The sequence below is a fragment of the Hymenobacter wooponensis genome (genome assembly GCF_004745865.1).
GTDB classification, from domain to species: domain Bacteria; phylum Bacteroidota; class Bacteroidia; order Cytophagales; family Hymenobacteraceae; genus Hymenobacter; species Hymenobacter wooponensis.
In genome coordinates, this window is the sequence record NZ_SRKZ01000001.1 from 518,132 (window position 1) to 532,329 (window position 14,198).

The 14,198-nt window shown below is 55.9% G+C and carries 11 protein-coding genes and 1 tRNA gene; 9 read left to right on the forward strand and 3 right to left on the reverse strand.

Annotation, left to right across the window (positions count from 1 at the left end):
• Positions 1-304: 304 nt before the first annotated feature.
• Complete coding sequence (locus EU557_RS02060; RefSeq protein WP_088842932.1) at positions 305-961, reverse strand: ABC transporter ATP-binding protein; 657 nt, start codon at positions 959-961, stop codon at positions 305-307.
• A gap of 163 nt (positions 962-1,124) precedes the next feature.
• On the opposite strand from EU557_RS02060, the gene EU557_RS02065 reads away from it, so the two are divergent.
• Together EU557_RS02065 and sucC are read left to right on the forward strand one after the other, a co-directional pair.
• The gene (locus EU557_RS02065; protein WP_135528753.1) at positions 1,125-2,252 is read left to right on the forward strand and encodes a glycoside hydrolase family 113; all 1,128 of its coding nucleotides are present in this window, start codon (positions 1,125-1,127) and stop codon (positions 2,250-2,252) included.
• 426 nt (positions 2,253-2,678) lie between these two features.
• A complete protein-coding gene (gene sucC / locus EU557_RS02070) occupies positions 2,679-3,881 on the forward strand; it encodes an ADP-forming succinate--CoA ligase subunit beta (protein WP_135528754.1) in 1,203 nt (400 codons plus the stop codon).
• A 91-nt stretch (positions 3,882-3,972) separates the two neighbouring features.
• Here the strand turns inward: sucC and EU557_RS02075 are convergent, their stop codons facing one another.
• Positions 3,973-4,464, reverse strand: a complete 492-nt coding sequence (locus EU557_RS02075) for an Ohr family peroxiredoxin (protein ID WP_135528755.1) — start codon at positions 4,462-4,464, stop codon at positions 3,973-3,975.
• 150 nt (positions 4,465-4,614) lie between these two features.
• Between EU557_RS02075 and EU557_RS02080 the strand changes: the two genes are divergently transcribed.
• The 7 genes from EU557_RS02080 (at position 4,615) to EU557_RS02110 (ending at position 13,053) form a co-directional block, all read left to right on the forward strand.
• Positions 4,615-4,686: transfer RNA gene (locus EU557_RS02080), tRNA-Arg, on the forward strand.
• A 102-nt stretch (positions 4,687-4,788) separates the two neighbouring features.
• Complete coding sequence (locus tag EU557_RS02085) at positions 4,789-5,478, forward strand: GNAT family N-acetyltransferase (protein ID WP_167855055.1); 690 nt, start codon at positions 4,789-4,791, stop codon at positions 5,476-5,478.
• Positions 5,479-5,984: 506 nt separating this feature from the next.
• Positions 5,985-6,569 (forward strand): hypothetical protein, encoded by a 585-nt coding sequence (locus EU557_RS02090; protein WP_167855056.1) that lies wholly within the window; start codon positions 5,985-5,987, stop codon positions 6,567-6,569.
• Positions 6,570-6,605: 36 nt separating this feature from the next.
• On the forward strand, positions 6,606-7,436 hold the full coding sequence (locus EU557_RS02095) for a hypothetical protein (protein WP_135528758.1): 831 nt from the start codon (positions 6,606-6,608) through the stop codon (positions 7,434-7,436).
• Positions 7,437-7,494: 58 nt separating this feature from the next.
• Complete coding sequence (locus tag EU557_RS02100; RefSeq protein ID WP_135528759.1) at positions 7,495-8,520, forward strand: sensor histidine kinase; 1,026 nt, start codon at positions 7,495-7,497, stop codon at positions 8,518-8,520.
• Positions 8,521-8,929: 409 nt separating this feature from the next.
• Positions 8,930-9,919, forward strand: a complete 990-nt coding sequence (locus EU557_RS02105; RefSeq protein WP_135528760.1) for a YitT family protein — start codon at positions 8,930-8,932, stop codon at positions 9,917-9,919.
• Positions 9,920-9,981: 62 nt separating this feature from the next.
• A complete protein-coding gene (locus EU557_RS02110; protein WP_135528761.1) occupies positions 9,982-13,053 on the forward strand; it encodes a cyclic nucleotide-binding domain-containing protein in 3,072 nt (1,023 codons plus the stop codon).
• A gap of 89 nt (positions 13,054-13,142) precedes the next feature.
• Here EU557_RS02110 and EU557_RS02115 read toward each other — a convergent pair whose 3' ends face one another.
• Positions 13,143-14,189, reverse strand: coding sequence for an adenylate/guanylate cyclase domain-containing protein (locus EU557_RS02115; RefSeq protein WP_135528762.1), 1,047 nt, complete (start codon positions 14,187-14,189; stop codon positions 13,143-13,145).
• Positions 14,190-14,198 lie beyond the last annotated feature (9 nt).

Sequence of the window (14,198 nt, forward strand, 5' to 3'; positions counted from 1 at the left end):
ACCAGGAAGCAAAAACACACATCCGGATCTAGCTCCGAATGTGTGTTCAACATGTGCGCCAGTGAGCTGGTTCCCAAAAGGTTATTGAGAGTAACTAAGATATTCTAGAGATATCCAAAAGCACGTCATCCTGAGCCTGCGAAAGACCTTGTCAGATGTGAACGACTGGCCTAGTGCCTCGTTCTAACGTGAGTAGATCCTTCGCAAGCTCAGGATGACGTGCTTTAAAGGTGAGCAACGTCAGCACGCGAAATTCTTCGACAAGCGCGGCATGACGTGCACTCTTTACATATACCTTAGTGGCCTAGCCTTCCCAGATGTGGCCGTCTTTCATCGTGATTTTACGGTCGGCCATTTCGGCCAGCTGGTCGTTGTGGGTGATGATGACGAAGGTCTGGCCTAGCTCCTTGCGCAGCAGAAAGAATATCTGGTGCAACTCTTGAGCATTCTGCGAGTCGAGGTTGCCGCTGGGCTCATCGGCGAAGATAATTTCGGGAGAGTTGATGAGAGCCCGGGCTACGGCTGTACGCTGCTGCTCGCCGCCGCTCATTTCGGAGGGCTTATGATCGGCGCGGCGCTCTAGGTTCAGCATCCCGAGCAACTCGCGGGCCCGCACGCGGGTTTCCTTCTCCGAGCGGCCCGCCAGATAGGCTGGCAGGCACACATTTTCGAGGGCCGTAAACTCGGGCAGCAAATTGTGAAACTGGAAGATGAAGCCGATGTGGCGGTTACGAAACCGCGCTAAGTCGGAGCGGCCAAGCGAGCTTACTGACTCGCCATCGAACAACACTTCCCCAGAGTCGGGGTTGTCGAGGGTGCCCAAAATGTGCAGCAGCGTGCTTTTGCCCGCTCCCGAAGAACCCACAATGGATACGATTTCTGACTTTTCAATCGTCAGATCAATGCCCTTGAGAACTTCCAGCGTGTTGTAGCTTTTGCGGACGTTGATAGCTTGCAGCAAAACGAAGCGGTATTAGTAGTGAGCCGTAGGTACGGGAAACAAATCTACGGAATGTAAAGAGTTGCCGCGCAGATTGTGCAGATTAGCCTCGGCGACTGGCCTAGAAGTACTTTAACTGCTATCTGGCTCGTCAGGATGCCCCGCTCCTATGCTGTTCGTTTCTATGCCCTCTTTCCGCACCTTAGCCCGCTTTGGCTTGCTACTCCTAGGCCTGTTGCTGCTGTGTGTAAGCGTGTGGTGGCACTGGCCCCGCCGCCCGGCAACAAGTGCTACCGATTCTTTGTCTGCTACCGCGGGCCCTGTGCTGCCCCCGCCCGCCGACAACCGCATGCGCGGCGTTAACTGGGTGGCTGCCGACTCTGCTTCCTCCACCGACATGGAGCCGCTGGTACGTGCGCACATCACCTGGATTGCCCAAACCCCTTTTGGATGGCAGGCGGCCGCCGCCCAACCCGAAATCAGGTTGCACACGGGCAGCGCCAAAGGCGGGCGTGGCGGTTACTGGGGTGAGAGCGACGCCGGGCTCATTTTTACGGCTCAGCAAGCACGGCAACGCGGTATTAAGACCCTACTCAAACCCCACCTGTGGCTGCGCAACGGCGGCACTTGGCCCGGCGACATCAACATGACTACCTCCGCCGACTGGCAGGCCTGGTTTACTAGCTACTCTACCTTTATCCTGCACTACGCCGAGCTTGCCGAAGCCAATGGCCTAGAGGCGCTATGCATCGGAACGGAGCTAGAGCACGCCAGCGTAGCCCACGAGAAAGAGTGGCGCGCCCTCATCAGGCAAATTCGCAAGGTGTACCACGGCCCGCTTACCTACGCGGCCAACTGGAGCGGCGAGTTCGAGCAGATCAAGTTCTGGGATGCGCTGGACTACATCGGTATTCAAGCCTATTTCCCCCTCAGTAAAACCACGGCCCCTGAGAAAGCGGCGCTGCTGGCGGCCTGGCAAGAACCGTTGCGCCGCATTGAAGCTGTGCACAAGCGCTTCAAAAAGCCAGTACTATTCACAGAAGTCGGCTACAAAACAACCCCTGATGCCGCCATTGAGCCCTGGGCCTGGCCCGACCGGATGGCCGTGGTAACCAGCGTTGATGAAACCACCCAGCGTGTGTGCTACGAAGCCCTCTTTGAAACCTTCTGGACGCGGCCGTGGCTGCGCGGCATGTTCATCTGGAAGTGGTACCCTGGCCTACAGCCCGACGGCCCCGTCCGCCGTCACCTCGACTTCACACCCCAGCACAAGCCCGCCGAGCGGGTACTGGCGGAGTGGTACGGTCGGTAAGAAAGCCCATTTCATAGTTGACTAAGCTACTAGAAGCTAGGAACTAGTTCCCCTCCTCAGATGAGGAGAGGTTAGGGGTGGTTGATAATCATTGTTTACCAACCACATCATACTGAGTATGTGGTGCAGCAAGCCAGGGACCGAAGCATCTTTACCGCTGGCTACTCAACTGGCCTACAAACCGGTAGACTTGTTTGTACTTCACTCAGCGCGACACTCCGTTGCTCATTGTTAGTATACTCTAGTGAAGCACGGTTATCCGAAGGTTGACTTAAATCCTGCCTGAAGCTCGCATTAACGACCTGATTGCATGATCAACCTTGCCCCTAAGTGGATTTACAATACAACTGAATGACGCTGCACAACCGATTATTACCTACTTTCGCGCCTAGTAAACCACCCCGTAACCCCTCTTAACTGACCTCTATGAACATTCACGAGTATCAGGGCAAAGACATTCTGAAGCGCTACGGCGTACGCGTGCAGGAAGGCATCGTGGCCGATACGGCTGAGGAAGCCGTAGAAGCTGCCAAGAAGCTGAACGCCGAAACCGGTACTAGCTGGTACGTTATCAAAGCCCAGATTCATGCCGGCGGACGCGGCAAAGGGGGCGGGGTGAAACTCGCCAAAAACCTGGAGCAGGTACAGGAAATTGCTGGCCAGATCATTGGCATGCAGCTCGTTACCAAGCAGACCGGCGCCGAAGGCCGTAAAGTGCACAAAGTACTGGTAGCCCAGGACGTGTACTACCCCGGCGAGTCGGAAACCAAGGAATTCTACATGAGCGTGCTGCTGGACCGTACCACCGGCCAGAACGTTATCATCTACACCACCGAGGGCGGCATGGACATCGAAGAGGTGGCCGAGTCGCACCCCGACAAGATCCTGAAGGAGCACGTTGATCCTCGCGTAGGCCTCCGCCCCTTCCAGGCAGCTAAAATCGCTTTCAACCTGGGCCTGACCGGCGCAGCGCAGAAAGAGATGGTGAAGTTCGTAATGGCTCTGTACAAAGCCTACGACGAAACCGACTCCAGCATGTTCGAAATCAACCCCGTGTTGAAGACCTCGGACAACAAGATCCTGGCCGTTGACGCCAAAGTAACCCTCGACGAAAACGCTCTCTACCGTCACAAAGACTTCGTAGAGCTGCGCGACACCAACGAGGAAGATCCCTTGGAAGTAGAAGCTTCAGCCTCGAACCTGAACTATGTAAAGCTCGACGGCAACGTGGGCTGCATGGTGAACGGTGCTGGTCTGGCTATGGCTACCATGGACATCATCAAGCTGTCGGGTGGCGAGCCTGCCAACTTCCTCGACGTAGGGGGTGGAGCTAACGCCCAGACCGTAGAAGCTGGCTTCCGCATCATCCTGAAGGACCCGAACGTGAAAGCCATCCTCATCAACATCTTCGGCGGCATCGTGCGGTGCGACCGGGTTGCTAACGGTGTGGTAGAGGCCTACAAAAACATCGGCGACATTCGTGTGCCAATCATCGTTCGTCTGCAGGGCACCAACGCGGAGGAAGGTGCTCGTATCATCGACGAGAGCGGCCTGAAAGTGTACTCGGCGGTTCTGCTGAAAGACGCTGCTGAGAAAGTAAAAGAAGTGCTGGCTGCTCAAGGCATCTAAGCATTTCGCGCAAATGCAACGGCCCATCTGGTTCTCACCAGATGGGCCGTTGCATTTACTATCATGCCTAACGGGCTAATACGCTAAGTGCCTACTGCACGCCACCATTGGCAGCAACGCCAGCATTTTCTTCAGCCTCTACGGGGATAGCCTCGCCTTGCACGCGCAGTTCTACCTCCATGTTGCCGCGGGTACCCACTGAGTAAGGGCAGATTTTGTGCGCCTGCTTCACCATATCGATGGTTTTGTCGCGGTCGAAGGCTTTCAAATCAACATCTAGAATTGCTGATAAGCCGTAGGCCTCCCCTTCCTGGAACAACGATACCGAACATTTCACTTCGGTTTGCGGGTCGAGCTTGTCACCAGCGCGTTGCGCAATTACAAGCAGAGCTTGCTGAAAGCAAGAAGAATAGCCGGCCGCAAAAAGCTCCTCAGGGTTAGTAGCGCCTTTTTTACCGCCCAGTCCTTCGGGAACCGACATATCTAGGTCGATGATACCAGTTGCGGAACGTACGTGGCCGCTGCGGCCGCCAATAGCCGTAGCATCAGCTGTATATAGGGTCTTTTTTTCGGTGCTTGCCATAGAAGAGTAAGTTCAGAGTGTGATGGTATCTTCCGTTAACTGTGCTGAGGCGCCGAAGGTTACTCCTCAACAGTATAGGATTTTGCTGAAAATGCGGTTTACGGTTTGGCTGCGCAGTATTTTCTATCTAGTTTTGCCACCCACTAACCGGGTCGCGTAGTACAACGGATAGTATGGGAGTCTCCGAAGCTCTTGATCTAGGTTCGATTCCTAGCGCGACCACTAAAGCCCTCATTGTTAACTACAATGAGGGCTTTTAACTTTTCATTGGGATACTGTTCGGGGCGTGCAGTATGCTGCCTAGGCCACTTGTTTATCGCTAAGATGAATCATCATCTTTTAGACAACCCCATTTGGAATGCCCTGTGCACCGGCAATCTCTCCTTATCCATTGGCGATAAATTGGCGCGGGTTATGCCGCGCGATATGGGAGCTTTTGCGGGGCTAGCCGAGTACTCCCCAGAAGCCTTCAGCCGCTTACACGCGCTTTCGCCAAGTGGTGCCCCAACGGTGCTGTTCACGCCAGAGCCACTTGTTATACCAGTTGGCTGGAAGCTGCACTTGCACAAAGAACTATTGCAACTGGTATATCCGTTAGCAGAGGCCCCGCCTGTTGACAATACTGGCCTAGTGGCCTTGCAGGAGACGGACGTACCCGCCATGCAGGCACTTACAGCCCTCACCAACCCTGGGCCTTTTCTAGCCCGCACCATCGCCTTTGGCGGATACTTCGGCATTTTTCAGCATAGGCAGCTGGTGGCTATGGCTGGGCAGCGGCTGCAGCCCTCACCCTACACTGAAATCAGTGCGGTATGCACTCACCCCGAATACCTCGGCCGCGGATATGCCCGGCAGCTGGTGCAACACCAGGTGAGGTATATTCTAGCGGCGGGCAACACGCCTTTCCTGCATGTGTTCGAGGATAACAGCCGGGCCTACGCCCTATACCAGCAGCTCGGCTTCCGCCTCCGTAAGCAGTTGCACGTGTACGTGCTCGAAAAGCAAGAGCACTAGCGGCTTCTTCCCTATTTCTCAACGTGAAGCCTGTTACCAGTATCAAAGCTGGCTTGGCAAGCTTCTGACTGCCGTCTAGGCGCTGCACTAAATAAGGGCCAAAACGCCGCCGAGTAAATGGAGCCGGTTGGCTGGGACACTTGAACTGGCATAGAGGGCTGCTCAGCAGGCACAACTACTTCACTCTCCATACTCAGTAGTGGCCTAGCGGCCTGGCCACTAACTTTTGTGAGCCACTTAAGCATTGCCCTAACGAACAGACCCAACTCTCAATCTTCCTTCAAGGTATGGTCTAATGGTATGCCTTTAAAAGTACGCGGGCGGCAAGCCACAAGTGCGACACTCAGAAAGGCGCAGTTCTCAATTTAGGTCTGGCAATATGCCGTCTGAGTTGGTTTTTTTGATACCCCTAGCTAATTACTTAGGGGCTTTGGCAGTATATACAGCCAATCACTTTATCTATATTATTATATTTAAAATAAAATACTTACTATTATACTATTGTCTTGATGGTTCTCCGCAAGCGGCTTATTAGCATTCAGCTTATTAAGTCTAAGTCTTTTCTCTCACTTATTGATTGCCTTGGTATGAAACATCAACTACTTCTGGTAGCAGTTGCCATTTCGGGAGCAGTAGTAGGTCGCCTGACAAGTCTGCCACCGAACATTGTTGGAACAGCTCAAGCAGCAACCCCTCAGCAGACCCCGCCAAGAGGGCCGAGGTATCCGGGTGGAACAGGGCATGATAAGCCAGCAGCCAAGGAGAAAGCAAAGGGTGAGGCCAAGCGATACCAAACCAAAAACCCTCCCTCAGAAAATAGCCCTAAAGCGTATCTTATCAGCCGCAAAGTCATTGATTCAGTTCTACACCAGCCTGGGTGCATTGGGTTAAGAATTTACCCTGCCTATGTAAATTCACAACAGCCGTATGAGCCCAGTTTGATTGTGGTTGGCGTGGCCAGAAAGGGTAAAACAGGTTACCAAGACCAAGTAGGCACGTATCAGGATAATAAAACAGCAGTTTTGCGTGAGTATATTGTTGGGCAAACGGACGACCGGTGCCCTTCAAGCTGCGACGGTACAGAATACTAACTGTTAGTAATGTATGTCTTCGGACCCACTTGAGGTATGAGCCACTGGTCTGACGACTTAAACAGCTTCAATCGTGCGCTAGAGGCGGCGCCACTGCTACCCTTTGCCTGCGCCTGGGTACGGCGGAAGCATATCCCCTACGCGTTCCAACCCGTCTACTACTTTGTTGGCTTCAAGGTCCTGCTTTACTTTCTTAATGCACTGAGTCGGTTTGCGTTTCACAACGACGTATACCTGTATCATCTGGCCACGGTGGTGCTGGTAGTGACGCTGGCCCAAGCGTACCGCCGCCTGCTCTCTGAGCGCTACCATACGCTTATTCTGGTTGGGGTTTCCCTATTTGGCATTGTGGCCGTGCTTGACGCCGTTTGGCTAGATGGGCTATTCACGGATGTAAATTCCTACTCACAAGCCGCAGGATGTGCTTTACTGGTGCTGCTTGCCATTCTACAGGTTACCCGACTAACAAGCATCATCCATGAGCAACCTTTAGAAAAGCGGCCCGAGTTTTTTCTGAGCCTCGCCGTTCTGGCCTATTGTTCATGTTCCGTTGTCAGCTACTTAGCTATCAATATCGTGTATAACATGGATTATAGCATTGATACGATGGTCAGGTTCGATAGAATAATTACCAGCCCCGATATGGTGCTGGTAGCTATACAAATGGGACTGTTGGCCCGGATGTTCTGCTTTTTCCCTTTAGATGCCCCGCCCATGCGCGCGTTGCCCGCGTGGCTTCACTACAGCCGCTGGCAGCCCCGGCCTTTCCATTTGCTAGGCCAGTCGTTAGGTACGCCGAGTAGCCCCAAACGCCACACGTTGCCCGAGGCAGTACCGCAGCCGTTGAGCCTTCCCGCTGAAGATTAGTAGCCAGGAGCAAGACGTTCGGCAAACCTCTTTTTACTCGCCAAGCCAGTAGCCAGCTATGCCTGTTCTATTGAAGATGCTTCTGCTGATTGGGCCACTCCTACTGCTGCTGGCGTTGGCTATTGTCGTTATTCTGGTGCGAGGCCAGCACCGGCAACTTAAGCAGGAGCGTGAAAAGCAACAGCTATTGGCCCAGCAAAACGAGGTGCTGGAGCAACAGGTAGCGGCTCGCACGGCCGAGATTGTGGCCCAGCGCAACAACCTGGAGCAAGCGCTGGTGGAGCTTCGGAATACCCAAACGCAGTTGGTACAGCGAGAAAAGATGGCCTCGTTGGGAGAGCTCACGGCTGGCATTGCCCACGAGATTCAAAACCCACTCAACTTCGTCAACAACTTCGCGGAAGTATCCGGCGAGCTAATTAGTGAGCTAGAAGCCGAGCAGCAGTTGGCCAGCCGCTCAGCAGCGGAAACCGAGCTGGTGACTGATTTAAAGCAGAACCTGTTGAAAATTACCCAGCATGGGCACCGGGCCGCCGCCATCGTACGGGGCATGCTGGAGCATAGCCGCGCTAGTACCGGCCAGCGCCAACCCACCGACCTGAACCTGCTCGCCGAAGAGTACCTCCAACTGGCCTACCAAAGCCTCCGGGCCAAAAACAAAACCTTTAACCTAACCCTCACTACTCACCTCGACCCCACTCTGGAGCCGGTGGAAGCCGTGCCTCAGGAAATTGGGCGAGTACTACTCAACCTGATTACCAACGCTTTTTACGCCGTGCAACAGCGTCAGAAGCACGAACTCAGCGAGTACCAGCCAGAGGTAACCATCACAACGCTGGCAAGTCTGGGCAAAGCGGTGCTGAAGATTTACGACAATGGCATAGGCATATCGGAGACTATTCAGCAGAAAATCTTTCAGCCCTTCTTCACCACTAAACCCACCGGCGAAGGCACAGGCCTAGGCCTCTCCTTGAGCTACGATATCATCACCAAAGGGCACGGCGGTACGCTCACGGTACGCTCAGAAGAGGGCCACTTCACGGAGTTTGTCATCAGCCTGCCTTACGCGGTGCCGACACCCTAATGATGTTCTAACCATAGCTAGTTATTCACGGCCAGAATTTTATTGCGATTAAAACTAGTGCTTATCTGGATATAAAAATTTTTATCTTTATTTTTACTTTACACATATAATAAGCCAGCACAAGCCCATTGTTGCACCCCAATGCGCCCTCACTTTGGCGTTGCAAATGCGGCTTACGGATGGCGGTGAACGGAGGCCGGTAGGAAGTGCTCTACCGGAGGCGAGTTGCGGAGTTAATGGCTTAGCAACGGAGGAAGAATGAGCAACTAGCTCGCGAGCAGGTGTATTGTATTACTAGACAGTTGGTGGGTTGCCTCTCGGAAACCTACCTGTAGGCTTCCGGGGCGTTGAGCCGTGGGGCTGCCGTTCTGCTTGGCGGGGGTGTATTACCCTTATTTGACTGATTACGATGCTGATCGAGCAGCTAATTCCGCCGCGACTCCGGAGCCGGAAGTTCGCTCGCCCTGTACTTACTCCGCCCCCGGATACTGCGCCCACGGAAGATCCTACCAACTATCCGCTGCTGTATCGGCTGTCGTTTCAGTGGGCGCGCAACTCATTGGTGCAGGGGGCGCTTATGCTGGCTGGGGTCTGTTCGGCGGCTTTTGGCCTGAAGGCATTTCTGCTGCCCAACGAGTTTATTGATGGCGGTGTAACGGGCATTTCCATGCTTGTTAGCCACGTCACGGGCATCTCGTTGTCTATTTTGATCGTGGTGATTAACATCCCGTTCATTGTGCTTGGCTACTTTCAGATGAGCCGGGAATTTGCCGTGAAGACGCTGCTGACCATTCTGCTGCTAGCCGTGGCACTGCTGGTAGTGTCGTTTCCGCCTCTCACCCAGGATAAGCTGCTGATTGCTGTGTTTGGCGGGTTCTTTTTAGGCGCGGGCATTGGCCTAGCAATGCGAGGCGGAGCCGTACTCGATGGCACAGAAATCCTGGCAGTCTATATCAGCCGGAAGCTGCCGGGCTCCATCGGCGACATCATTCTGGTTATCAATATTATCATCTTCGGGGTAGCGGCCTGGGTACTCTCCGTCGAAACGGCCCTGTACTCGATACTGGCGTACTTGTCGGCGGCCAAAACCGTCGATTTTGTGGTGTCGGGCATTGAAGAATACACCGGGCTAACCATCATTTCGGCGCACAGCGAAGCCATCCGGCAGCTGATTACTGACAAGCTCCGGCGTGGGGCCACGGTGTATGAGTGCACGCGCGGGTTTGGCTCGCACGGGCACCAGCACATGCGCATGGAAACGATTTACACCGTAGTGACGCGGCTGGAGGTGCTGGCCATCACCGGCGAAGTGCACAAGATTGACCCCCACGCCTTTATCGTCATGCAAAGCGTGAGCGACATTCGAGGAGGCCTGATCAAAAAACGACCGCTCCATTAGGCCTACTGCTCGGCAAGGCGGCCACCGTTCTGCTGTTACACACCTATCCCTTCTTCTCTATCATGGAAACCTGGCAGCACTTTCTGGGCATTCGCTCGCGCGAGGTAAAATCCGTGTGGCTGTTTTTCCTGCACAACTTCCTTCTGGGCATTGGCACCGTGCTGGTGTACGTGGCCGCTACTGTGCTTTTGCTTGAGCACGAGCCCGCCCGAAATCTACCCCTGGCCTACGGCCTAAGCGCCCTGGCCATGATTGGGGCCGGGAAGCTGTACGCGTATTTCGAGCACCGGCTGGCCCTCACTTCTCTGGCCGTGCGCACTCTGCTGGTAGTCGTGGGCTTTGCTGGGCTGATGGGCGTGCTGCTGATGGGCGGGCGCACCGTGGGCACTGCCATTGCCCTAATGGTGGTGTACCGCCTGATTTACCTGCTCACGCACCTGGAATTTTGGGGCGTGTCGGCGGTGGTGTTTAACGTACGCCAGGGCCGGCGGCTCTTCAGCGTCATCAGCTCCGGCGACTTACCCGCTAAGGCTCTGGGTGCCCTGCTGGCCATCTTCGTGCACGCCCAGACCGATTTACGAATGCTGGTGCTCCTAGCTTTAGTTGCCTACCTGGGTGCCTTACTGGTGCAGTACCTCACGTTTAGCACGCATGTGGTGGAGGCTAGGCCAGTACCCCCGCGCCCCCACCAGAAGGTGCACTCCCCCCTATTGCGCCGACTATTGGGCAGCAACCCGCTCCTCCTGACCATGGGCCTGAGTGCACTAGCCATAACGGCCGTAGCCACGGGAGTAGAGTACCTGTTTTTCATTCAGGTAAAGGCGAAGCTCCTAGACCAGAGCAGCCTGCTGACCTACCTTGGCAGCGTGTTGGCCTGCTCGTATCTGCTGGCTACGCTGGGCAAGCTGCTGCTCACTCGCCACGGCCTCGATGCGCTAGGCCTGCCCCGCACTCTTCTGCTATTGCCGGTACTTACGCTGGGTGGCCTAGCCCTGCTGGGCGGGCTCCAGCTCACCCAGTTTGGTCCTGGCAGCTATCTGGTGTACTTGTGCGGGCTGTATCTGGGGCTAGAAGTGATGCGGAGGGCCGTGTTTGAGCCAGTGTTCCTGGTACTGTTTCAGCCCCTTGCGCCTCAACAGCGGCTACGCGGACACACCTTGGTAAAGAGCTTCTATGAGCCGCTGGGCATGGGCCTCACAGGCCTGCTGCTCAGTGCCCTGCCCGAGTCGCCAGCCTTAGGCAAGGGCCTGCTCTTCCTCTGGATGGCGCTGCTGCTGCTGGGGGCTATAGTAATGCTCCGGCGCACGCACGGGCACTATTTGGCGGTACTGCAAACGGTGCTCGCGCGCCGCTTCCCGGCCACCGTAGATGCGGGCGCCGCCCCAGCCACGAGTTGGCTGACTACAGACTTGCTCCGAGTTAGGGAAGAACTAGACAGCCGCGAGGCGCAACTGGCCTCGGAGCCTGGCTTTGAGGAGGCCGCTACCTCAGCCGGCCTTGGCACGGAGGCTAGGCCACTCACCAGCCAGTCTGAGTTGCATCACCCCGATCTGGTAGTGCGGCAAACGGCCATCTGGAATCGACTGTCGGTGGACCCTGGGCACGCGCCAGCCCTGGCTAGTTTGCTGGACCTGGCAACTGCCGACGAGCCCCAGGCCCGGCGCGCAGCTCTTATGCTCATTCAGTTTCTGCCGGCCGCGCAACAGGTCACCCTTATCCATACGTGCCTGCGCAGCACCGATCCAGCCCTGATGAAAGCGGCCATTGAGGCCGTACCCCAAGCTCCCACGCCGGAAGTAATCAAGCTGCTTATTGCCCTGGTGAAGGAAAAGGCCCTGCGGAAGTCGGCGGCGGAGGGCCTAATGCGGCTGGGTGCAGCCGCCCTTCCCACTCTGGAGAAAACCCTGCATCACGAAAAGGACTACGCCATGCTGCGGCGCCTTGCGGCTATTTGTGCCCACCTGGCCACGCCCGCCAGCCGGCGCGTGCTGGTTACGCTGGCCCAGCAGGCCCACCTCCGGCGTCGGTCGGCGGCGTTGCAGGCCCTGAGCAGCTTCCCAGCAGTGCAAGCAGAAGCCCCGCTGTTTCAGAACCTGATGCAGAAGGAAATGCGCCTGGCGCAGCAACTCCTGCACGGCATGCTGGGAGCCAACGTAGAGTTGCGTACCTGCCTCAGGTATGAGCTTATCAAAGTGCAGCAGCGCCTGTTTAGCCTCCTGCTCCAGCTCTACGACCGGCAACCCATTCTCGACGCCCAGCGCAGCATTGCCCGCACTAGCCACGAGCGCCAAGCCAACGCCCTCGAAATGCTCGAGAATCTGGTTCCTAGGCCACTCTACCAGGGCCTGCAGGCTCTCGTTGACGTGGGCCGGCTAACCAAGAAAGTGCAGGTGTTTGATGGGCTGCTGGGCCCTATTCCTCCTGAGTCGATTGTTGCCACTATTCTGGAGCGTGGCGACGAGGTGTTTTCGCCCTGGACGATAAGTGTGGCGCTGCGCCAGTGGCAGCCCACGCCCGCTACCGTGTCGTGGCTGCAAACCTACCTGAACGCCCCCAACTCTTTGGTGCGCGAGAGTGCCGAGGATGTGCTGCAGCTCCTGCCCGCCCGCTACCCCGCCGTGTATGAACACTGGACGGTGCTGTACCCATCCTCAGAAGCGCTAAACAGCCCTCCCCTGCCCCTCACCCACGTTTCCACCATCGACCGGCTGCTGCTGCTCAAGAACACGGCCTTGTTTGCCGAAACCGTGGAGAACGTGCTCAGCAACATTGTGCCCATCATGCAGGAAATGAAGTTTCAGGACGGAGACTGCATTTTTAGCAAGGGCGACATTGGCACCTCCCTCTACATCATTTACGATGGGGAAGTGTCCATTATGAACGAGGAGCACCACCTGGCCACCTTCCGCACCGGTGACTTCTTTGGCGAACTGGCGCTGCTGGATGCCGAGCCCCGCTCTGCCGCGGCCGTGGCCCGCGGCGAGGTAACGGCCTTCCGCCTCGACCAAGAAGATTTCTATGATGTGATGGAAGAATGCTCAGAAGTGCTCCACAACGTGCTGCGGGTGCTGTGCCAGCGCCTACGCCTGCAGAATGAACACCTAAAGCAGCTCTCCGAACCTCACCCTGCTTAGCAGGCAGCTAGGCCACCTGATGCCAGTAAACAGCCAACTAAAGTCCCTCATGTCTTGCCCAGCTCGCCATGAGGGGCTAGATAGTTGCGCTAGGCCAGTACTTCGTAGGTTACCACGGGCTGGGCCTTGTTCTTGAGCGTAATTTCTTTGAGCAACCGGCATTGGAATGATTCTTTCACCCGCTGATAGGTAGCCTCGGTGATGAGAATTTGGCCGGGCTGAGCGGCGGCTTGCAGGCGCTGTCCCAGGTTCACGGCGTCGCCGATGACGGTGTAGTCGAGGCGCTTGAGGGAGGCCGAGCCAATGTTGCCCGACACCATTTCGCCGGTGCTGATGCCAATAGCCACATCCGGCAAGTACTCTAGGCCATTAAGCGACACGTTGCAGGTAGTTTGCAGCAAACTACGCACTGAAAGCGCGGCGTCAATGGCACGGTCGAGGTGGTAGTCGCCCCGGAATACGGCCATTACGGCGTCGCCCATGAATTTGTCTACGTAGCCGCCCTGCGTGATTATCTCCTTCACCATCTGGTCGAAGTAAGAGTTCAGCAGGCTTACCAGTTCCTCAGCGGGGAGCTTTTCGGCCAGGGCCGTGAAGCCGCAGATGTCGATGAAAACGACGGTAGCCTCCACAGTTTCGCTGGCCATGAGCTTGTTCTCAAAGCCGGGCCGGCCCATGAAGTTGAGCACCGTCTCGTCCACGTACATCTTCAGAATGTTGTTTTCCTGAATGGCCCGCAAGGTTTCGCGCACTTGCAGCACGTGCGCGGCCGTCTTCTCAATAGTTACCTCCAGATCTTGAAAATCTACGGGCTTGCACACGAAGTCAAAGGCTCCGCGGTTCATGGCCGTCCGGATGTTTACCATATCAGTGTAGGCCGATACCATTACCACCTTGAGCACGGGGTTCAGGTCGCGGATCTGCGTGAGCAAGGTCAGGCCATCCATCACCGGCATCTTGATGTCGCTCAGCACAATGTCGGTGTCGGGGTACTGGGCCAGGCACTCCAGCGCCTCCTGCCCGTTGTGCGCGAACTTGAACTCGTAGGCCCCCTCCCGAATTTTACGGCGGAATTTCTGCTTGATCAGCAGCTGCAGGTCGGCCTCATCATCCACTACCAAGATCTTGGTTTTCATACTGGTGGC